This window comes from Thalassolituus pacificus (genome assembly GCF_025318105.1).
Lineage (GTDB): Bacteria > Pseudomonadota > Gammaproteobacteria > Pseudomonadales > Oceanobacteraceae > Venatoribacter > Venatoribacter pacificus.
Genome location: NZ_JAOANI010000028.1, coordinates 291,854 through 312,983, shown reverse-complemented (window position 1 = coordinate 312,983; position 21,130 = coordinate 291,854). Strand labels below are relative to the sequence as shown.

Annotated in this window: 24 protein-coding genes; 8 read left to right on the top strand and 16 right to left on the bottom strand. The window is 54.1% G+C overall.

Annotated elements, in window-relative coordinates:
* Nucleotides 1-59: 59 nt before the first annotated feature.
* The 4 genes from proB to rplU all read right to left on the bottom strand — a co-directional run bounded on the left by proB (nt 60) and on the right by rplU (nt 3,277).
* Nucleotides 60-1,199, bottom strand: coding sequence for a glutamate 5-kinase (gene proB, locus NYR02_RS16115; protein ID WP_260977379.1), 1,140 nt, complete (start codon nt 1,197-1,199; stop codon nt 60-62).
* Between the two features lie 55 nt (nt 1,200-1,254).
* Nucleotides 1,255-2,445, bottom strand: a complete 1,191-nt coding sequence (cgtA, locus tag NYR02_RS16110) for an Obg family GTPase CgtA (RefSeq protein ID WP_260977378.1) — start codon at nt 2,443-2,445, stop codon at nt 1,255-1,257.
* Between the two features lie 168 nt (nt 2,446-2,613).
* Nucleotides 2,614-2,874: a 50S ribosomal protein L27 gene (rpmA, locus tag NYR02_RS16105; RefSeq protein WP_260977377.1), complete on the bottom strand. Its 261-nt coding sequence runs from the start codon at nt 2,872-2,874 to the stop codon at nt 2,614-2,616.
* Between the two features lie 91 nt (nt 2,875-2,965).
* Nucleotides 2,966-3,277 (bottom strand): 50S ribosomal protein L21, encoded by a 312-nt coding sequence (gene rplU / locus NYR02_RS16100; protein ID WP_260977376.1) that lies wholly within the window; start codon nt 3,275-3,277, stop codon nt 2,966-2,968.
* A gap of 411 nt (nt 3,278-3,688) precedes the next feature.
* On the opposite strand from rplU, the gene NYR02_RS16095 reads away from it, so the two are divergent.
* The 4 genes from NYR02_RS16095 to trxC all read left to right on the top strand — a co-directional run bounded on the left by NYR02_RS16095 (nt 3,689) and on the right by trxC (nt 7,853).
* Nucleotides 3,689-4,657, top strand: a complete 969-nt coding sequence (locus NYR02_RS16095; protein ID WP_260977375.1) for a polyprenyl synthetase family protein — start codon at nt 3,689-3,691, stop codon at nt 4,655-4,657.
* 28 nt (nt 4,658-4,685) lie between these two features.
* A complete protein-coding gene (dsbD, locus tag NYR02_RS16090) occupies nt 4,686-6,482 on the top strand; it encodes a protein-disulfide reductase DsbD (RefSeq protein WP_260977374.1) in 1,797 nt (598 codons plus the stop codon).
* 207 nt (nt 6,483-6,689) lie between these two features.
* Nucleotides 6,690-7,058, top strand: a complete 369-nt coding sequence (locus NYR02_RS16085) for a GreA/GreB family elongation factor (RefSeq protein ID WP_260977373.1) — start codon at nt 6,690-6,692, stop codon at nt 7,056-7,058.
* Between the two features lie 357 nt (nt 7,059-7,415).
* Nucleotides 7,416-7,853: a thioredoxin TrxC gene (gene trxC, locus NYR02_RS16080; RefSeq protein ID WP_260977372.1), complete on the top strand. Its 438-nt coding sequence runs from the start codon at nt 7,416-7,418 to the stop codon at nt 7,851-7,853.
* A gap of 18 nt (nt 7,854-7,871) precedes the next feature.
* Here the strand turns inward: trxC and NYR02_RS16075 are convergent, their stop codons facing one another.
* The gene (locus tag NYR02_RS16075) at nt 7,872-8,999 is read right to left on the bottom strand and encodes a response regulator (protein ID WP_260977371.1); all 1,128 of its coding nucleotides are present in this window, start codon (nt 8,997-8,999) and stop codon (nt 7,872-7,874) included.
* A 144-nt stretch (nt 9,000-9,143) separates the two neighbouring features.
* Here NYR02_RS16075 and NYR02_RS16070 point away from each other — a divergent pair, with 144 nt between their 5' ends.
* Entirely contained in the window at nt 9,144-9,383 is a 240-nt protein-coding gene (locus NYR02_RS16070) for an HP1242/YdcH family protein (protein ID WP_145469734.1), read from the top strand.
* 65 nt (nt 9,384-9,448) lie between these two features.
* Here the strand turns inward: NYR02_RS16070 and NYR02_RS16065 are convergent, their stop codons facing one another.
* The 6 genes from NYR02_RS16065 to NYR02_RS16040 form a co-directional block, all read right to left on the bottom strand.
* Nucleotides 9,449-10,123 (bottom strand): TorF family putative porin, encoded by a 675-nt coding sequence (locus tag NYR02_RS16065; RefSeq protein WP_260977370.1) that lies wholly within the window; start codon nt 10,121-10,123, stop codon nt 9,449-9,451.
* Between the two features lie 72 nt (nt 10,124-10,195).
* Nucleotides 10,196-11,158 (bottom strand): lipoyl synthase, encoded by a 963-nt coding sequence (gene lipA / locus NYR02_RS16060; protein WP_260977369.1) that lies wholly within the window; start codon nt 11,156-11,158, stop codon nt 10,196-10,198.
* 1 nt (nt 11,159) lies between these two features.
* On the bottom strand, nt 11,160-11,795 hold the full coding sequence (gene lipB, locus NYR02_RS16055) for a lipoyl(octanoyl) transferase LipB (RefSeq protein ID WP_260977368.1): 636 nt from the start codon (nt 11,793-11,795) through the stop codon (nt 11,160-11,162).
* On the bottom strand, nt 11,795-12,067 hold the full coding sequence (locus NYR02_RS16050; protein WP_260977367.1) for a YbeD family protein: 273 nt from the start codon (nt 12,065-12,067) through the stop codon (nt 11,795-11,797). Before NYR02_RS16050 ends, lipB begins: the two co-directional genes overlap by 1 nt.
* A gap of 163 nt (nt 12,068-12,230) precedes the next feature.
* Entirely contained in the window at nt 12,231-13,385 is a 1,155-nt protein-coding gene (locus NYR02_RS16045) for a D-alanyl-D-alanine carboxypeptidase family protein (RefSeq protein ID WP_260977366.1), read from the bottom strand.
* Nucleotides 13,386-13,672: 287 nt separating this feature from the next.
* Nucleotides 13,673-14,755, bottom strand: coding sequence for a hypothetical protein (locus NYR02_RS16040; RefSeq protein WP_260977365.1), 1,083 nt, complete (start codon nt 14,753-14,755; stop codon nt 13,673-13,675).
* A gap of 375 nt (nt 14,756-15,130) precedes the next feature.
* Here NYR02_RS16040 and NYR02_RS16035 point away from each other — a divergent pair, with 375 nt between their 5' ends.
* Nucleotides 15,131-15,406, top strand: coding sequence for a hypothetical protein (locus NYR02_RS16035; protein ID WP_260977364.1), 276 nt, complete (start codon nt 15,131-15,133; stop codon nt 15,404-15,406).
* Nucleotide 15,407: 1 nt separating this feature from the next.
* Here NYR02_RS16035 and NYR02_RS16030 read toward each other — a convergent pair whose 3' ends face one another.
* Together NYR02_RS16030 and NYR02_RS16025 are read right to left on the bottom strand one after the other, a co-directional pair.
* A complete protein-coding gene (locus NYR02_RS16030) occupies nt 15,408-15,872 on the bottom strand; it encodes a YchJ family protein (protein ID WP_260977363.1) in 465 nt (154 codons plus the stop codon).
* Entirely contained in the window at nt 15,869-16,897 is a 1,029-nt protein-coding gene (locus NYR02_RS16025) for a DUF3549 family protein (RefSeq protein WP_260977362.1), read from the bottom strand. The genes NYR02_RS16030 and NYR02_RS16025 overlap by 4 nt, the downstream gene beginning before the upstream one ends.
* Before the next feature lie 188 nt (nt 16,898-17,085).
* Between NYR02_RS16025 and NYR02_RS16020 the strand changes: the two genes are divergently transcribed.
* The gene (locus NYR02_RS16020; RefSeq protein WP_260977361.1) at nt 17,086-17,331 is read left to right on the top strand and encodes a hypothetical protein; all 246 of its coding nucleotides are present in this window, start codon (nt 17,086-17,088) and stop codon (nt 17,329-17,331) included.
* A gap of 176 nt (nt 17,332-17,507) precedes the next feature.
* On the opposite strand, the gene NYR02_RS16015 is transcribed toward NYR02_RS16020, so the two are convergent.
* On the bottom strand, nt 17,508-18,143 hold the full coding sequence (locus NYR02_RS16015; RefSeq protein WP_260977360.1) for a DedA family protein: 636 nt from the start codon (nt 18,141-18,143) through the stop codon (nt 17,508-17,510).
* Between the two features lie 99 nt (nt 18,144-18,242).
* On the opposite strand from NYR02_RS16015, the gene NYR02_RS16010 reads away from it, so the two are divergent.
* Nucleotides 18,243-19,097, top strand: coding sequence for a class I SAM-dependent methyltransferase (locus NYR02_RS16010; RefSeq protein WP_260977359.1), 855 nt, complete (start codon nt 18,243-18,245; stop codon nt 19,095-19,097).
* A 46-nt stretch (nt 19,098-19,143) separates the two neighbouring features.
* Here the strand turns inward: NYR02_RS16010 and NYR02_RS16005 are convergent, their stop codons facing one another.
* Both NYR02_RS16005 and NYR02_RS16000 read right to left on the bottom strand, forming a co-directional pair.
* Nucleotides 19,144-20,130, bottom strand: coding sequence for a GGDEF domain-containing protein (locus tag NYR02_RS16005; RefSeq protein ID WP_260977358.1), 987 nt, complete (start codon nt 20,128-20,130; stop codon nt 19,144-19,146).
* Entirely contained in the window at nt 20,120-21,052 is a 933-nt protein-coding gene (locus NYR02_RS16000; RefSeq protein ID WP_260977357.1) for a GGDEF domain-containing protein, read from the bottom strand. The genes NYR02_RS16005 and NYR02_RS16000 overlap by 11 nt, the downstream gene beginning before the upstream one ends.
* Nucleotides 21,053-21,130: the final 78 nt, after the last annotated feature.

The following is a 21,130-nucleotide window of genomic DNA, read 5'->3' as shown; positions in this document are numbered from 1 at the left end:
GTTATTCCTCTGCTTATTCTTACTTTTGTTTAACGCGCAGCCTGAGCGCCGCGCCAAAGTTACAAGACTACCAGATTATCGCGGTGAATAATCTCCGGCTCGGCAATATAACCGAGCGCCTGCTCCAGCTGCGCCGTTGGCGTGCGCACAATTTTCTGCGCGTCAGACTGGTTGTAATTCACCAAACCCTTGGCCACCAGATTGCCCTGCTCATCTTTGCAGGCAACAACCTGACCGCGTTCAAACCTGCCCGTTGTTGCCACCACACCAATCGGTAACAAACTGCGGCCACCATCGCGCAGTGCTTTAACTGCACCGGCATCGAGCACCAGCTCACCGTGTGTCTGCAGATGTCCGGCAATCCACTGCTTACGCGCCGCTACCGGCTCTTTATCAGCCAGCAACATAGTGCCCAGCACTTCACCGGCCCGCAGACGGGTAATGACGTTATCAATCCGGCCACCAACAATCACGGTATCAGCACCAGAACGCGCTGCCAGTTTGGCGGCACGAATCTTGGTAATCATGCCACCACGGCCCAGCACACCACCGCCGCCGGCCATTGCCATATATTGCGGATCGGAGGCACGGCCTTCAGCAATCAGCTGCGCATCGGGATTGGAGCGCGGATCGGCGGTAAACAAACCCAGCTGATCAGTCAGAATAACCAACACATCGGCTTCCACCAGATTGGCAACCAGCGCGCCGAGGGTATCGTTATCGCCGAATTTGATTTCATCGGTGACCACGGTGTCGTTTTCATTAATAACCGGCACCACACCCAGACTCAGCAGCGTGCGCAGTGTACTGCGGGCATTCAGATAACGCTTACGGTCACTGAGATCGTCATGGGTCAGCAGAATCTGCGCCGTGGCGCGCTGATGGCCAGCAAAAGCCGTTTCATACGCCTGCACCAGCCCCATCTGCCCGACAGCCGCTGCGGCCTGCAACTTATGCACTTCGTCCGGGCGCTTAGACCAACCCAGACGGGTCATACCTTCTGCCACCGAACCGGATGACACCAGCACAACCTCATGCCCCTGTTGCAGCAATGCGGCAATCTGGTCAACCCAGCTCTGCATGCCTTCACGATTCAGGCCACGACCGTCATTGGTTAACAGTGCACTGCCAATTTTGATGACCCAGCGCTTCTGTTGCGCCAGTTTTTGCCGGGTTTCCTGCCACTCCACAGCCGTCATTGCTTTCTGCCTGTTGCTCTCTGCGACTGCTCTTTCGAGCGTTACTGTTAGGTGTTTATTCGTTGGTGTAGACAACTTCTACGTCGTAATCGTCATCGTCATCTTCATCGCGCAGCAACTCACGCTGCTGGCGACGACGCTCCTGCAGATACTCGATATGCTCACGCGCTTCAGCTTCCACTTGGGCACGCTCAACCTGTAACTGCTCGGCAAATTCTTCATCTTCCAGCGCGCGCTCACGGCGCTGTTCAATGTATTCCATAATATCGCAGCTGATTTTGAAGGTACCTTCGCGATTAATGGCTGCAATACGATACACCGGGCCTTGCCACTGCAGACGATCAATCACATCCTGACAGCGGGCTTCACGTTCTTCTTCCGGCACCAGATCCAGCTTGTTCAGCACCAACCAGCGATCCCGCCGTGCCAGACCAGGAGAAAACTGCTCCAGCTCATTACTGATGGCCTGTACGTTTTCTGCCGGATCCGAATCATCAAAGGGAGCCATATCCACGACGTGCAGCAACAGATGGGTACGCACCAGATGTTTCAGGAAACGCGTCCCCAAACCGGCACCATCAGAGGCTCCCGGAATCAGACCCGGAATGTCCGCCACCACAAAGCTGCGGTGCGCCTCGACAGAGACAACACCCAGATTCGGCACCAGCGTGGTAAACGGATAATCCGCGACTTTCGGCGTGGCAGCAGAAACAGCACGGATAAAGGTCGACTTACCGGCATTCGGCAAACCCAGCAAACCGACATCCGCGAGCACTTTCAGCTCCAGCTTGATGTTACGGGATTCACCCGGCTGACCCGGCTTGGTCTGAGTCGGCGCCTGGTTGGTACTGGATTTATAACGGGTATTGCCCAGCCCGTGGAAACCACCACGGGAAATCATCAGCAACTGCCCCTGTTCGGTCAGATCACCCAGCGTTTCACCGGTATCTTCATCAATGGCCGTCGTGCCCACCGGCACTTTCAGATAGAGGTCAGCGCCCTTATAGCCGGTACAATTTCGGCTGGAACCGTTCTTACCGTTTTCAGCCTGATAGTGGCGCGTATAACGGTAATCGATCAGGGTGTTCATGGAATCGTCGCCTTCAAGGAAGACGGAACCACCATCACCACCATCACCACCGTCAGGACCACCTTTTGGGATGAATTTTTCGCGACGGAAGCTCATACAGCCATTGCCGCCCTTGCCCGCCTGAACGGTAATTCGCGCCTCGTCGACGAATTTCATGCCTTATATCCTCTTAGGGCCTGTTTACACAGATCAAACCGGCCTGCTGTTCACTAAAAATTTCTCAAGCAAGGCGCTGAGAGTGTTAACAGGCCCTGAATGCAAACAAAAACGCCCTGACTGCAAAGTAACTTTGTAGCCAGGGCGCTCGGGTAAGTCGTGCAGCGATTAAGCGGCTGGAACGATACTTACAAACTTACGGTTATCCGGACCTTTTACTTCAAAGGTAACCACGCCGTCTGCAGTTGCAAACAGAGTGTGGTCACGGCCAACTTTAACGTTGGAACCTGCGTGGAAACGAGTGCCACGCTGACGAACGATGATGCTGCCTGCTTTAGCAGCCTGACCACCAAACAGTTTGACACCAAGGCGTTTGCTCTCGGAATCGCGACCGTTACGGGTACTACCACCAGCCTTCTTGTGAGCCATAATCTTTCTCCTTCTGTGAGGTCACTGCAACACTGCGATTGCGGTCTGTTTGGCCAACAGACACGGACCCCGGAATTCAAATTTAACGATATTAGCCAGCGATGCTGGTGATTTTCAATTCAGTGAACCACTGACGGTGGCCCATCTGCTTCATGTGGTGCTTACGACGTTTGAACTTCAGGATCTTCACTTTCTTGTGACGACCGTGAGCAACGACTTCAGCAGTCACTTTCGCGCCTGCAACCACAGGAGCACCGATCTTAACGTCATCGCCGTTACCGATCAGCAAAACTTTTTCCAGATCAACGGATTCGCCGGTAGCGATTTCCAGTTTCTCTACTTTCAGGGTCTGGCCTTCTTCTACACGGTACTGTTTACCGCCAGTTACTACTACAGCGTACATACTGTAATCTCCACATGAGCCCATAACGGGCACTTACTTGGCTGCTACTTTCACGACCTGCTTCTACTGGCAACGCTCTGGTTTCCATATGGCAGGGAGCAGAATTTCGGGGCGCGAGACTATACCCCAGCTATTTTGTCCGCGCAAGCCGCAATCCCATTGAGACACCGAATAAACGCCAACTGCGGATACCGGCGCAGAAGATTCCCGGTAAGCAACGGCGGCGATTACAGGCCAAAAAGCAAAGATAAGCAGAGAAACCTGGTTTTAGCCGGCCAAAAACCGACTTTTTCGCCCACCATCGTTGTCAGCCCTTCCAGTACATCGCTACACTGCACGCCTTCAGCTGCTCCGGCGCTGCTTGCAGATACACCCGGAGATGAGCGCCGTTTTTTATAAGGCCCCTAATTCATGCAGATACAAGATATTCTCGCCGTGGTCGGCGAAGAATTTAAGTCGGTGGATCGCCTGATCCATACCCAATTGGCATCGCGCGTTCCTTTGGTTGAAAAGATCGCCGATTACATCGTCAGCAGCGGTGGCAAGCGTATCCGCCCGCTGCTGGTACTGATGACCGCCAAGGCCTTTGGCCGCTGCGAAGATAACGCGGTTAAACTGGCGACCGTCATCGAGTTTCTGCATACCGCCACCCTGCTGCACGATGATGTGGTGGATACCTCCGATATGCGCCGTGGCAATCCGACCGCCAACGCCAAGTGGGGCAACGCTCCCAGCGTACTGGTCGGTGACTTCCTGTATAGCCGCGCCTTTACCATGATGGTCGAGCTGGGCTCTCTGCCGGCGATGAGCATCCTGTCGAATGCCACCTGTGTCATCGCCGAAGGTGAGGTTCTGCAGCTCACCAACGTCAAGAACCCGGACACCAGCGAAGCGCAATATATGGATGTTATCCACGGCAAAACCGCGATGCTGTTTGAAGCCTCAACCCACGCCGCGGCAGCACTGCTGCAATGCAGCCCCGAGCAAAGCCGCGCCATGCAGGAGTACGGCAAAGAACTGGGCATGGCCTTCCAGCTGATCGACGACGTACTGGATTACGAAGGCGATGCCGACGCCATGGGCAAAAACGTGGGTGACGACCTGGCTGAAGGCAAACCGACACTGCCACTGATTCACGCCATGGCTCACGGTAACGAACACCAGCGCAGCCTGATCCGTTCGGCCATCCGCAAAGGCGGCCTCGACGATATGGCCGACGTGCTCACGGCCGTACGCGAACTGGGTTCTCTGGAATACACCCGCCAGAAAGCCTATGACTGCGCCGAGCGCGCTCAGGCACAACTGCAACTTTTACCCGATTCAGAGGCCAAAGAGGCCCTGCGCGCCCTGGCTCTGCTGGCGGTACAACGCAATACCTGATTGACAGAACATAACCCGGAGGTTATCTGTGGCGAAGTGGTTACTCTTGTGTATTTATCTGTTCTGCCTGCCGACCCAGGCTGGCTTGCTGGACAGCCTGAACGGTAACGACGAGCCGGATTTCCTGCCGGTAGAGCAGGCCTTTCCGCTGACCACCCTGGTCGACAACGGTCAGCTGAATGCCAGCTGGCAAACAGCCGATGGTTATTACCTCTACAAGCACCGCATTTTTATCCAGCAGGGTGAGCAGAAAGCCGATCCGGTGTACTACTCACATCCGGGTAAAGAAAAAGAGGATGAAGCTTTTGGCCTGGTCACCGCATTCTATGGCGAGCTGGACACCCATTTTGATCTCAGCCAACTGCAACCCGGCGAGCTGGTTCTGCATTATCAGGGCTGTGCCGATGCCGGACTGTGCTACCCGCCACAGCGCTATCGCCTGACCATCACCCAGGCAGATATTCAGGCCGCCGCGAGCAATATGACCGCCGTTGCGGATAGCAACAACACACTGACAGACACCGCCAGCAGCAACAGCTCACAGAGCCATACCGACAGCTGGTTCAGCAACCGCTCCTGGGGCGCAGTGGTCGGTTTGTTTTTCCTGCTCGGTCTGGGTCTGACATTCACCCCCTGCGTATTGCCAATGGTGCCGATTCTGACCAGCGTGGTACTGGGCCAGAACAACACCTCCGCCAGTCGTGGTTTTATCCTGTCATCCATCTATGTACTGGGCATGGCACTGACTTACGCCGCCGCCGGCCTGACCGTTGGCCTGCTGGGAGCGGGTGCCAACATTCAGGCCTGGATGCAAACGCCCTGGGTACTGATCCTGTTTGCCCTGCTGTTTAGCCTGCTCGCACTGGCCATGTTCGGTCTGTATGAACTGCAACTGCCATCGGGCCTGCGTAACCGTCTGAACCAACTCAATCAGAACCAGAAAGGCGGCCAGTGGCTGAGCGTCTTTATCATGGGCATTCTGTCGGCACTGGTGGTGTCGCCGTGCGTATCGGCACCACTGGCCGGCGCTCTGGTATACCTGAGCACCACCGGCGATGCCGTTTTGGGCGGCAGTGCATTACTGGCCCTCGGTCTCGGCATGGGCGCACCACTGATTGTACTGGGCACCACCGGCGCATCTTTCCTGCCCAAGGCTGGCGGTTGGATGAACCAGATCAAAGCCTTCTTCGGTATTTTGCTGCTCGGCGTTGCCATTTGGTTACTGAGCCGCATCCTGCCCGAAAACATCAGTCTGCTGCTGTGGGCACTGCTAGCCCTGTTTTACGGCATCAGCCTCGGCGCACTGGAACCCGCCGCCAGTGGTATACAGCGGCTGGTCAAAGGTCTGGCCTGGGTATTTTTACTGTACGGCATCGCCGCCTTTGCTGGCGTACTGCAGGGCAACAGTAATCCACTGCAACCGCTGAGCAGCAGCCAGCAAGGCGTCAGTGACAAGCGGGCAACAGCCCATTCATCGGCCTTTTTCCGCAGCGATTCGGTCGCCGAAATCGAACGACAGATAGCCGCCAGCCAACAGCCGGTCATGGTCGATCTGTATGCTGACTGGTGCATCAGCTGTAAAGTGATGGAGGAAGAAATCTTTGCCCAGCCCGATGTGCAGCAAATGATGAAAGACGTCACCTGGCTGCAACTTGATGTCACCGACAACAGCACCGAACAGATTGCCTTTATGCAAAAACACGCCATCTTTGGCCCGCCGACCATTCTGTTTTTTAACCAGCAGCAGGAAATGCAAACAGCCCGCATTGTGGGTGAGATGAGCAAATCCGATTTCATCACACACATTCGTAACCGTCTGTTCTGAAAGAATTTTTCATAAGCCGCAGGCCGCCGTCCGGTGGCTTGTCTTTTATTTTTGGCGGGCTATGATCCTGTCTGTCAGCCACCAGAGAATGAGCTCCATGAAACTGTATTTATTCCTGCCACGAGCCAACACCTTCCAGAACTAAGCCGGAGAGTTTTTAACTCTCCGGCGATACAGAGCTTCTGTTATCAGTCAGCGGAGAGAACAATGATTTCCTGCATTCCGAATTCAGTGCGGCAGTTAAGCCAGCGATTAAAACACGATTTAGTCACCACCGACGTCTTCAGCTACCACAACCCGGTACGACTGCTGAACGCCTACAACCTTGCCCAGCGCACAAGCCACTCAGCGCCCAATAACCGCATCCGGCTGGAATCGTTGATTGTCCTGCAGCAGGCCGCTGAACGCTTTTCGGTGGTACTGACATCGCCTGCTCACGCCGAGCCGGACAAGTATCGCATTTCCGTCTTATCGCCACTGGGAGCCGCTTTAACCGGTCTGCAACCTGGCGATAACTGCACGGTGAATGTCGTGGGTATCCGCTCCACCTTCACCGTTATTCAGGTCATTAACTGACCGGTCTGGTATGGAGGATATCGCCTTGAAGCACATCCCTTGCCGCGTGCCTTAACAGCACAAACAGCCCCACTCAGTTAATCGCGAGCTGTCACCGTCCCGGCGGCAGGACAGGACAGCGGCGCTGAACGGAGATATTGCTATGGCAAAACAAGAAAAGAAGCAGCCAGCTAAAACGCTGAAAGAAAAGCGGCGTGACAAACGCAGCAAAAAGCAAAACCAGGCTTAAGCCATCGACAGAGCGCCCGCTGGGCGCTCATTTCATGAGAAAATCCCTCAGCAAAAGATTAAAGCTGCACTTGAAACTCCATTACCGAAGACGCATATAGATCAAAAGCTTTTCGCGGAGATCTCACCATGCATTACACCTGCCCTTCCTGCGCAGCCATCAACCGGATTGCAGAAGATCAGCAACACAAACAACAGGCCCAGTGTGGGCGCTGCAAGCAACCGCTGTTTAACGGTCAGCCGGTGGAACTGGACGACGGCAGCTTTCAACGCTTTCTGCAGAAGAACGATATGCCAGTCGTCGTCGACTTCTGGGCCAGCTGGTGCGGCCCCTGCAAAATGATGGCACCGGTCTTTACGCAACTGTGCGGCCAGATGCAGCAACAGCTGCGCTTCGCCAAAGTGAATACCGAGCAGGCCCAACAAACCAGCGCTCAGCTGGGCATCCGCAGCATTCCGACGTTGATTGTTTACCATCAGGGGAAAGAAATTGACCGCCTGGCCGGAGCCTTACCGGCACCGCAGCTGCAACAGTGGTTACAGGCGGCGCTGAGTAAAATTCACTGATGCCAGACGGAGACGTGCTCAGACCGTCTGACGCTGCCCGGCAATATCCGCCAGTGCCTGCAACACCGGCTGCAACGGGCCGGTGACATCGGCACCGGTGCGGTACAGGCGCTCCAGCTGATCGATATGATTACGCACCAGCTGCGTCAGATGACGCTCCTGGTCCGGATCAAGATTCAACAGCAGCAGCTCTTCAGACAGCTCCAGCTCAAGTTCCTGCACCGTTTCCTGCGCGCTGTTAAGGCCGTCATTCTGGCGCTGCTGCAGCCCCTGCAATGCATATTCAACATCATCCAGCGCATTCAGCAGCGTCTGTTGCTGATGCAACTGCTGCTCGGTGGACAGAGATTGCAGACGCGCATGCACACTGCTCATCAGCACACACAGATGGTCCTTAATTCGGCCATAGCGTGCGGTATCCTGCCAGGGGACATTCTTAATCAATACCGATGCGTGACCAAAATTCACCACCATGCGCTTTTCTAACTCAATAATCCGTGCACCCTCACGACACGTGCGCAGCAACTCTGATTCCAGTGGGCGTACGCTTTCGGCGTGAGACACAAAACAGAATTCCGCTCCGCTCCAACAGGCAACCACGGCGTTCAGACCAAAATTCTTCAGGCTGGCAATCAGCACCGAGGCCAGCTGTTCGCGGCTTTTACAGCCCATTGCCTGTTCAATAAATCGGCTTATTTCACCCTGCTCGGCCGAATGTGTCATCGCTTCGAAAGCGGCCTGACGCGCCTCGTCCGCCGAGGACTGCAGGATTTCCCGCTGTTCTTTGCTGAGCAAAGCACGCTCGACTTTGGCGCGTACCTCGTCCACATCGAAGGGCTTGGTAATAAAATCATCGGCCCCGGCGGCGTAGCCCTGCAGACGGTGATGCAGATCACTCTGGCCGGATACGAATAAAATCGGCGTATGCCGGGTGGCATCCTGAGCCCGCAGCAGACGACAGACCTCGTAGCCATCACGCCCCGGCATCTGGATATCAAGCAAAATGCAATCGGTTTGCACGCGTAGACCGCTGATAAAATCGGCTGAATCGGTAAATGCCTGAACATCGTAGTTATCCAGCGCGCGCTCAAGCAGTCTCACCATGCTGACTTCATCATCCAGCAGCGCAACGTTGTTACAACTCATAAACCTCTCCCTGAGGTGATTAGCGGTTTGATCTGCATCAACTATAGCAAAAGCCCTGCAAACGACGGGGATTGGCCTGATCTGTATCAAGGTGATTTTTGCCGAAGCAGGCAATCTGAATACATCTTCAAAGGAGGCCTCATAATGACAATTGAACACCACGACCTGCACAGCGAATTTCCGGACATGGGCGACCAGATCCGTTCACTGAAAATGAAAGATCGTCACTTTGCCCGTCTGTTTGACGAGTACCATGAAGTGGATCGCGAAGTACGCAAAATCGAAGAAGCCGTTGAAGCGGCCTCCGACGAGCGTCTGGAAGGCCTGAAAATGCGCCGCCTGCACCTGAAAGACGATCTGTATGCGATGCTGAAAAGCGCCTGAGCGTTTTCACCAGACACAAAAAAGCCCGGATTTTCCGGGCTTTTTTGTGGGTAACGCATCACTTATCAGAAGTTTTTGCGAATACCGATAACGACATTCAGATCGGAATCGTCTTTATCGTTGTTATCGCCGAACGGCGTTTCATCGCTGATAAAATCGACGGCTACAAACAGGTCAATCTTGTGGAATTCAGGAAAATCGCGCGCCAGTTCAGCACGGGCCGTGAGCGCTTTATCATCCGCATCGTCCTGCATCCACATCCCAACCGCTACATCCAGATACAAACGCTGAGGAAGGAATTTCTCGAAGGTCACTTCCGGATACCAGTACTGAGCTTTTACGCCACGATGCAGATTAATATCCAGGCCTTTCGCCGGGCTGGTGCCCAGTTTGAATTCGGTCTCTTCACGGCCAACATCAAACAAGGTGTTGTAGGTGCGCACACCCATATCGAGGTTAAAACCATCGAACTGATTGTTGTAACCGAAGTAAACATCCATCTCCACTGGCAACCCTTCCGCACCATCCGGCTTGTCGACGTTAGAGAACCAGGCGCCGGCATAGGCATTGCCATTTTTAATATCAGCACCGCCCTGCAAGGCCGGACCATCATCGGTCTGCGTCAGACCACGGAACAGATAATTTGAGACAAAAGCGGCGTTATAGGTCGGATTGGCAGCAGATGCCGCAGACGAGAGTACTAAAAAGGCCGGAACGGCCAGCAGGGTAATGCGTTTCATGGGGTTCCCTCGGTGAATTCAACAGGAACCCCTTGTTTACCACAGACCGGTTACAGAAACATCGCTGATGGCTCAAATGCCACTGACGTCTTCACCCTGAGCCTGCAGATCCGCATGGTACGAAGAGCGCACCAGAGGCCCGCTGGTGACCCGCAGGAACCCGAGGCTTTTGGCTATTGCGCCCAGTTCTTTAAACTCTTCCGGTGTGGCAAAACGCTTAACCGGGGAGTGGTTTTTACTTGGCTGCAGGTATTGGCCCAGCGTGATGTGATCAATGTTATGCGCGCGCATATCCTTCATCACTTCAATCACTTCTTCGTTGGTTTCCCCCAATCCCAGCATCAGGCCGGATTTGGTCACCACTTCAGGACGACGGGCTTTGTATTCTTTCAGCAGTGTCAGTGACCACTGGTAATCAGAACCCGGACGGCATTCTTTGTACAAACGCGGCACGGTTTCCAGATTGTGGTTAAACACATCCGGTGGCGTTTCGCTGAGAATATCGAGGGCAATGTCCATACGTCCACGGAAGTCCGGTACCAGGGTTTCAACCTGAATGGCCGGGCTGTGCTCGCGGGTCAGGCGGATACAATCAGCAAAATGCTGAGCCCCGCCATCACGCAGATCGTCACGGTCAACCGAGGTGATGACCACGTATTTCAGACCCATATCGGCAATGGCGGTAGCCAGATTGATCGGCTCATCCACATCCAGCGGATTCGGCCGGCCATGGCCCACATCGCAGAACGGACAACGACGGGTACAGATATCACCCATGATCATGAAAGTTGCCGTACCGCCACCAAAGCACTCGCCGATGTTCGGGCAGCTGGCCTCTTCACACACGGTGTGCAGCTTGTGCTTGCGCAGCTTCTGTTTGATTTCGTTGATTTTCGGCGAGGCCGGAATGCGCACGCGAATCCAGTCGGGTTTACGCGGCAGCTCTTCGGTAGGAATGACTTTAATCGGAATACGGGCGACTTTTTCTGCACCGCGCAATTTCTCGCCTTGAACCACTTTCGCCTTATCTGTCATATCACGCTCCGGGCGCTTCGCCACCGGCTCTCAGCTCGGCCAGCAACTGTTGTTGTAAGGAAGCAATCACCGCATCAATACTCAGCGGCTGATCGGTTTCGTTGCGCATTTGTGTCATCTGCATGCCAGCATAACCACAGGGATTAATACGCTGAAAAGGCTCAAGATCCATATCGATGTTCAGCGCCAGTCCATGAAAGGAGCGACCATTCTTAATACGCAGCCCAAGCGACGCAATTTTGCGCTCTCCGACATAAACACCGGGCGCATCTTCACGCGGAGCAGAATCAATCTGCCACTCGTTAAGGGTGGCCACGATCGCCCGCTCAATCGCCGACACCAGGGCGCGCGGTCCCCAGCCCAGACGCTTTATATCCACCATCAGGTAAACCACCAGCTGACCGGGGCCGTGGTAAGTCACCTGACCTCCACGATCACTCTGCACTACCGGGATATCTCCCGGCATCAGCACATGTTCGGCCTTGCCGGCCTGTCCCTGAGTAAATACCCGATCATGCTGCAGGAACCAGAGTTCGTCAGCCGTTTGCTCGTCGCGCGCGGCGGTAAAGGCGAGCATATCGTCATACACCTGGGTGTATTCCTGCAGGCCCAGCTCACGCAACAGCACTTCGGTCATCAGATCACCATATGGATATAGTCATGGGCCATCAGATCCTGATGCAGAGCCTGCAGCTGTTCAATACCGGTGGCCGTGATGTACACGGTCAGCGCACGGAAACGGCCGTTGGAGCTGTTACGGATCTGGATGCGTTCAACATCGCATTCAGGCGCATGAATGCGCACAATCTCCAGCACAACCTCTACATAGTCATCTTTTCCATGACCGAGAATTTTTACCGGATAGTTGGCGCAGGGGAATTCGATTTTTGGGGCTTCGGGCTGACTCACGTTTGTGGCCTCTCTGTACATCAGAGCCTTATATGGTTGTAACCCATACAAAATTCAAGCGCCATCGGACTTTGGCCGAAGACGCCTCGGTTATGCCACGACCAGAAACACAAAAGCCAGCCTGAACCGGTGATTCAGACTGGCGTGCAACGATCGCGTTTACTCAGGCAAACAGGCGTACGAAGAACAACTTAATGCTGCCCCACAGACGACCGAAGAAGCCAGCTTCTTCGACATCGGCCAGAGCAATCAACGGACGCTCGGCCTGTACTTCGCCTTCCATGCTGACCGTCAGCGTGCCGACCACCTGGCCTTTGCTGATCGGCGCTTCGATAAATTCGTCAGTCAGAATGTTCACTTCCAGCTCGCCTTTCATGCCACGCGGCAAGGTCAGGTACAGCTCTTTCTCAAGACCGATGTCGATATTCTCAGCTTTGCCCAGCCACACAGGGTTACTTTGCAGTACTTCTTCAGCACTGTAGACCTTGCGGGTTTCGTAATAGCCGAAACCATATGCCAGCAGTTTTTGTGTTTCGCGGGCGCGGGCTTCTTCACTGCGCGTCCCCATCACAACCGCAATCAGACGGGTGTTATCACGCACGGCAGAAGCCGCAAGACAGAAACCGGCTTCATCGGTATGACCGGTTTTCAGGCCATCAACGGAAGGGTCACGCCACAGCAATTTGTTGCGGTTAGGCTGACGGATATTGTTGTATTCGTAATATTTTTCCGCGTACAGCTTGTAGTAGTGCGGGTGATCTTTAACGATGTGCAATGCCAGCTTGGCAATATCACCGGCGGTCGTTAAGTGACCATCGGCCGGCCAGCCGGTAGCATTTTCAAAGTGCGTACTGGTCATGCCGAAACGTTCGGCGTACTGGTTCATCCAGCCGGCGAAGGCTTCTTCTGAACCGGCAAAATACTCCGCAACGGCGACCGATGCGTCATTACCAGACTGCACAATAATGCCGCGCAGCAGATCAATTAATGCGACTTCCGTGCCTTCACGTACAAACATTTTAGAGCCGCCTTTACGCCAGGCTTTGACGCTGATAGGCACCTGTGTCTGCTCTTTAACGTTACCCAGTTCCAGCTCATGCACAGCAATGTAGCTGGTCATCATTTTGGTCAGACTGGCCGGTGGTAAACGCTCATCAGCATTATGCTCAACGAGGATACGGCCACTGTCGGCATCCATCAGAACATAGGCGCTGGCATCCAGATCCGGAGCCTTAGGTACAATGACTTCTGCACGCGCAGCGGAGGTCGCCAGCAGGGCAGAAAACATAGCGGAAACGATCAATAACGAATAACGCATAACAATAATTTAACCGTTGGGTAAACACGGGCGCGCATTGTAACACGCTGAACATTTTTTGCAGGGTTGCAGAAAAAGTGGCCAATAAGGACTTTCGCTGCTGCGCCGGCATCTGTTCATTTGCCCCTGTCGGGTGAATGGGTGAACCATAAACGGGTGGAAACCCGACCATCAATGACCATGAAACAGTGTGCTAAGTTCCCGAAGACGGGTAGCCGCTATAACGCGACAAACCGATATAAAAAAACCCGGCACATAAACCGGGTTTTTTATTGCGGCGGGAATGTTTAATCGCCCGCCTGACGTACCAGAGACACTTCACGCGTTGGATGCAGTGTTACGAACGGGCCACTGTCAGCAGCAACTTCCTGATAGCTGTGACGCAGACGGAACGATTTATCCAGACGACGCAGACACAGCGTCAGACGCACGGTCAGCCAGCGGTAATCGGCTTTATCCAGTGTGTGTACCACGACGGATGCATCGTTATCGAGAATGGCTTTACAGACAGGCTGTAACGTATCGGCGATATCGCGATCACGGCTGGAAATCTGCTCGGCGGATACCGGGTAGCTTGCCAGCGGCGCAGTGTCTTCGCGTGCTTCGCTCCACAACTCGGTAATTTCATTACTGCCGGCGCTGGCAACAACCACAGGCTTGGCCGTTGCTTTCACTACCGCAGCAGCAGGAGCCGCCTTCTCTGCGGTTGTTGCAGCAGTGTTTTTAGCGGCATTTTCAGCGGCCGCCAGACGCTTAGCAGAAGCCGCTTTCTCTGCTTTTTCAGCATCAGCACGACGCTGACGTTCTTCTTCCTGACGACGCAGACGATCTTGCTCGGCTTTTTTCTTTTCGGCTGCGGCCAGACGTTTTTCTTCTTCGGCTTTGCGCTTACGTTCCGCTTCGACTTTGGCTTTTTCTTTTTCTGCCGCTTCGGCCAGCTGTTTCTGACGAGCCAGTTCCGCTTTGCTCGGACCTTTTTCTTCAGCACGGGCTACGACATTAGGCGCGCCTTTGTAGAGCTTATCCAGTTTGTCCTGGGTATCTTCCAGGCCGGGCGTCAACGCAGCCACCAGCCAGACTTTATCCAGATAGCCTTGCGCCTGATCGTAATCTTTGGCGCTGATGGCTTTGTTTGCCAGCGCTACATAAGCTTCGCCCCACTGGTACGCCAGTGGCACAACGCGGTAATCATAGGGAGCCTGCTCACGGAAAGCATCCATGCGCTCCAGAGCATTATTGCCCGCCGGGCTCGACAGGCGCTGGGCAGCGATGTCGGCTTTGATGCTGCTCAGCAGCTGATCCAGGTTCTGGGGAGCGGCCTGGGAATTCATTGCCAGCAGTAGAGCAGTTACGGTAATCAGTCGTTTCATAATGAGCAGCTTTATTTTGTTATCGTTTTGTCGGGCGCAACCAGGGCCTGTTCACACCAATTAAACAGGCCTGTTATCGACTAAAAATGTCTCAGGCAAGGCACTGAGAGTATGGCCTAACGGGTTAAACGAACAGACAACAACGCAGCCTGAGGGATTTTTAGCCACCCCTCTTCGGGTGGGGCCAGTTTTTCCCATTAACATCGTCGTTCGTCATTCATTTAGCCAACTGATATCAATCATCTCTCCCTGTTCAGAGAAAAATTGGCGACCAGCAGGCTGGATTCAATTAGTGTGAGCAGGCCCAAGGCTGGTAAGATGCAAACAATCGCCCTCTCATGTCAAGTTCCATCTGTAATCCTCCGGAGAAAAACCATGTGGCTACGCCTCGGTTCATTATTATTTGCCGTACCCGGCATCCTTCTGCTGACCCTGTACGGAATTGAAATGTCAGCCGTGGCTGACTGCAGCCAAAGCGGCGGCTTTTATGACTTTATTAACGGTGTTTGCGCGGATCAGGAACAAGTCCGTACCAGCTATTACCAACGCCACAGCACGCTGGTCAACCTGATGATGCTGCTGTCGGTTATTGGTACCTTCGCCATGGTCTGGGGCATGCTGATAAAAGGCACCACCCGTCCGGCTGAGTAATTCAGGCACCACAACATTTCTTGAACTTCTTTTCGCTGCCGCAGAGACACGGGTCATTGCGGCCCGGATGCAGCGGTTGAAACTCCGCCTTGCCATCCACGTAGCGCCAGAAACCGTCATCGGCCAACACAAAGCTGGAAACTTCGCTCAGACAAAACCAGTCTTTGCCTTCGCAAAAACGGGCGCTGAAACTGACGCTGGCGCTGCCAGCGTCCTCATCCTGTTGGGCATCGTGTATCGTCAGGCCAAACCAGCGGGTCGTTTTGTCCAGTGGTAAATCTGAAGGCCGGGTGCGGACATCCCAGCTGCTGAGCAGATAGTCCTGCAAGCCAAGTACAAACGCACTGTAACGCGAACGCATTAACGCTTCGGCACTGCCGGCCGGCTGACCGGCATGCAAAAGCTTACAGCAGTCGCCATAAAGGCCGCCGCTGCCACAGGGACAAGCGTCAGTATCGTGATTCATTGCAGGTTTCCGTGATCACCCTGACGCGCCAGTGACAGCAGCTGACCAATAGCCTGGGCCAGCGACTCACTGCGCTGTGGCGAACGGAATACCGTCATAAAGCGCTCACGCATCCCAGGCAAGGCGAGCAAATCAGCGACCAGAGCGTTGAATGCGTTGATCCCCTGCTCGTTCACCGCCAGACATTCCAGATACGTCAGCAACAAACCGCCCTGCAGATCACGCCAGCAACGGCTGCCCAATGCCGCCAGCACTTCCACCGAACGGCTGTGCGGATGCTGCAACAACAGTTGCAATAACAGCACGCGCTGATCGGCATTAACGCTGTGTGATAACGCGCGGGCAAAGGCCGCCAGGTCAGCCACCCCGGCACCGGTCGCCACAACCTGCGACAGCGTATCGTTGATGGCGGAGGTCAGAGCCTGACCCGGTGCCACGTTTTCCAGAAAACCCAGCACCACATTACGCGGTACCGCCGGCAGCTGTGGTAAGGCTTTGCACAACAGGGCTTCGTTTTGCTCTTCCTGCAGGCGTGCCACCACTTCGGCCAGCCCCTGCAACCCCAGCTGTTGCCAGTTATCCCAACCGATATCACCACTCAGGTAAGCGCGGGCGGTGGCGTAATACTGCGTCGACTCCTGCCCTAACGTTTGCAACGCCAACGCATGGAAGTACGCCATACGATTGGCATCCGGTTTATAACTGCACGGAGCATCGCCATGCTTTTCTTTGGGGTATTGCGCCACCCGCAGCCAGTGCTGCAAGAAGGCATCGCGCGGGCCAGGTTGCAGAATATTCTGCTCATCCAGCGGCAACTTCAAAAACCAGATGTTGTGCTGCCCCGGCTCGTCGACATTCCAGCTGAGAATCCCCAGCCAGGCATGCTTCAGATAAGGCACCGGATACGGACGCTGCATCTGCTCAAAGGCTCGGAAATCGTCCAGCGGTACTTCTTCAATGCGCCGCCCCAGATCAAATACGCGCATCTGCGCGCCGCTTTTGGCTACCAGCTCACCAATGGTCACAACACTGCCTCATGAAAAAATGTATCGGCGCGCAGTTTAACATTTTTTGCTCACGTGCCGGGAATCCATATACGCAATGATACCCCGGCAGACTTCAGACCATTTTTATCCGGCTGCCGGGTATATCCCCCACGATTCCGATAAACTGCAGGATCATTAATCACACCCGTACGGCAACAGGAGCTGTTATGAGTTTTATTCTGGCGATGATGGCAGGCATGATTATCGGTGGCGCAGCGGTGGCCTACCGTCTGAGCCGCCGCTGGCAGCAACAGGTGAAAGAGGCCGAGAAAAATCTGCAGGAAATTGCTGAACAGCATCAGCAGGAAGTGGCTGCCGCGCGTGAGATGAAGCAAAAAGCGGCAGATCTGCAGTTTCAACTTAATCAGGCACGTAACGAACTGCGAGCCCTGCAGCATAAACCGGAAGACTAACAGGCCGCTGCATTTGCGCTGTTCGAGGCAGTCAATGCAAGACAAAAACCGGCGAAAAAGCGCCGTTTACAGGTCGTAAATGAGCATTTTGAGTCGGTTTTTAACACTGCTGTGGCAACGCAGATAGAAAATCTACAGCCTGCCAGGGCACGAATAATTCAGAGATACCCTAAGGCCTAATTGCGCGGCCCGCTCTGGCGTTGCCGATGCTGTAGCAAGCGGCTGACCAACAACGCCACCAGCGTCGCCAACCCCAGTCCCAGCATTAATTGCCATGGCTGAAGCAGGGTCAGCACGGCCTGACCAAACCAATACACCGGCAATAAATAGAAGGCCGCCCAGGCGGCGGATGACCAGATATTAATCCACCAGAACGTTGGCGGCTTCATGTCACAGACTCCGGCAACGGCCGGAACCAGTGGCCGCAACGGGCCAATAAAGCGTCCCAGTGCGATACTCCATAAACCGTAGCGGGCAAAAAAACTATGCCCGGCCGGTAACCAATGAGGATGGCGGCTGAATATCTGCCATCGCGCCAATCCCGGGCCCGCACGGCGACCGATATGAAAGCTGATACCATCACCACAAAGCGCCCCCAATGCTCCGGCCAGCCACCACGCCAAAGGCGATAACGATTGCCCGGCTGCCAGCAGTGTTAATGCCACCAGAATAGCAACACCGGGAATTAATAAACCGACCACCAACAAGGATTCCGCCAGCGCCACCACAAACAACGCCGACAACAACAGCCAGGAATGCTGCTGCAAAGCCGTGAGCCAATCGGCAGAAAAGCCAGACAGTGCGGATTCCATCACACACAACCTGCCCGCAGACCGCTGACCATACATGGACGTACCGGGGCATTCCCCTGTATTCTCGTGTGCGTACACAACAACAATAAAAGACAGCTCATGACCTCTTCCACTTCCGCCACCGATACGTCCCGCATCAGCATCAGCGCTCACTATACCGGCTACATCTGGTACAAGCACGGTCTCTCCGCCCCCGGTTTTATTACCGGCATGGGTCGCGTTGCCAATGCCGCACTCAGTCCGGTGAATGCCTTTTTACGACTGGTTGCCGGTGCCGACATCGATACCTTTTTACTGCAGCGGCACTCTGTTATTGATCATCAGGTCGAGCGCCTGATTGAAGAAGAAGGCGTGGAGCAGATTGTTGAAATCGCCGCCGGTCTTTCGCCGCGCGGCTATCGCTTTAAACAGAAATATCCGCAGCTGACTTATATCGAAGCTGACCTTCCCGGTATGGCCAGCCGTAAACAAGCATTGCTGGCGGAGATTGGCCAGACCAGCGGTCACAGCGTCCGGGCCTGCAATATTCTGCAGCAGGAAGGTGATGATTCTATTGCCGCATTGCTGGCCAGCCTTGATCCGGCGAAGAAAACCGCCATCGTTACCGAAGGTTTGGTGAATTATTTTGATCTGGCCACCATCCGCAGTGTCTGGACCCGGATGGCGGAGGGGCTGAAAGGATTTCCGGCCGGATTTTACGTCACCGATTTATACCCGGATTTTGCCGATCATCCGTCATACCGTTACGTAAAATTCGCGCAGAAACTGGTGGGATTTTTTACCCGCGGCCAATGGCCCTTGCACTACCCATCGGATGCCGCGATTAAAGAAGGGTTTCAACAGGATGGTTTTAACGAGGTGCGGGTACACGACCCGGCAGAGTTCTACGGCAAACTGAATCTGCCACAGGCAAAAACACAAACACTGGTACGGATTATCCGCGCCAGCGTTTAGTTCCAGAGCAGCTCTGAATCATTCAGAGCTGCTCTCGCCGCTTTATTTAATCGGCAAACGCCGCCAGTTGCAGACTGGCACGTTTTTGTTTCTTCAGTTTTGCCGATAAACGTTTTTCCAGATCCTTACTGTCCTCTCCCATCTGCAAACCAACCGCCGATGCGCTGATGGAAATTTCCGCAAAGGGTTTCCAGGCCTGTTGCTGCAGCGTGCGTTTTACACGCTCCATCAGCACAATGGCACCGTCTTCCGGACAGTTTGGCAGTATCAGTACAAATAAATCATCGGCTAAACGGAATACGTCATCACCGGCACGGATCTGACGCTGAGTGCGCTCGACAAAGCGCGGCAAAAACTGAGACATCACCCGGTTGCCGTGGATATCAATTAACTGGCGGTAATCATCAATAACCAGGCCAATCAGACTGACACTGTGGCGGGTGGATTCGCTGCGGGCAATCTCACGGGTCAGAGCATGAAAAAAGTGACGGCGGTTATAAGCACCCGATGTCTGATCGGTCAGTGCCAGACGCTTTAACGACCAGCCTTTTAACAGTGTCAGATAGGCGAAACACCAGGCCGAACCAAGCAGCAATGAATAATTGGTGCCGGTGCGCAGCGCCAGCATAAAGCCATGATCAATCCACAACAGCAGTGTCATTAATACCGCCACCACCACGTTAAATACGGTGGCCGGATACAGCGGCAGGCAGAAATAACTGAACAACGGCAAAGCGTATAAATAGTGCGTCATCAGCTGTGGATATTGTGGCAACTGATACAGTGCCAGCGCGGCCAGGGTAAATATCAGCGGATAATTGACCCAGGAGAAACTGTCCCGGTCACGGTTGATGTAAATAAAGATGGCACTGAATACAAACGCCGGAATCGCAATCGCATTGGTCAGAACCAGTGGATACAGCCCCTGCCGGTACTGGTCATACATCAGAATACCAATGGCGACCGAAGCCAGCAGATAAACGAGCGTTTGCAGCCGCGGCAGCAATTCGTCCTGAGATAAATCAGCCAGCATGTAATGCCTCCATGACCCGGCGGATAAGACTGTGGGCGTCATCATCCGGTTGATACGCTTCAACATGCACCGGTAATTCTTTCAGTGCTGCGAATTTTCTATCCGCCATGCAGTCCAGCAACTGATTTTTCAATTCTTCAGAATCCTGCGCATCGCTGTGCGGCATGACGATGATGAAATCATCGGTATTCAGTCGATAACAGGCATCGTATTTGCGCAGACATTTACGCAGTTTATTGCCCAGATAGCTCAGGCGCTGCTCGTAATCTTCCACTTTAAGACTGTGCCAGGACTTCGGCGTTGCCACCGCCATCAGCATCAGGCTGCTGCGCTGCCGGTCGGCACGGGTCATTTCTTTGTTTAAATCCAGATACAGCTGATGCTCGTTATAAACCTGCGTCAGCGGATCGGTATTCACAATTTCTGTCAGGGCACGGTTATTACGTTCATTGATCAGCGCGTACATCACCGAAAAGGTGTAGCAGGCCGCGTAGGTAAACAGCATCTGCAGACGGCTGTAATTATCAAAGTCCTCCAGAACCAGCACCACCAGCACAGCGCTGTAAGCCAGCGTGATATAGCTGGCCAGGCGAAAAGGAAACAAAAAGTAGGTATAAACCGGCACAAAATAAATCCAGTGGGCAACCTGCGCACTCTGATGCATACCAAACAGGGTAAACACCGACAGCAGGCCAACCAGAATCCACTCAGGATACGGCGATGAACGCTGCTTACGGCGCAACAACAGATAACCGGCATACACCACCAGCGCCAGCGAAAAACCGGCAGCAATCATGGCAAACTGTTTTTTATCTTCGAGCAGATCAAGGGCAGCAATAATGCTCAACCCTAAAGCGGCCAGCAGGCAATAAAGCACTTTAACCTGCAGTACAACCAGACTGTGAAACTGCGTTTTTTCCATAGCGGGGAGAATCCATAACTGAAATTACTGCGCCACAGCGGCTGCGGACGCTTTCATTGTAGTTGTTGGTGTATACTA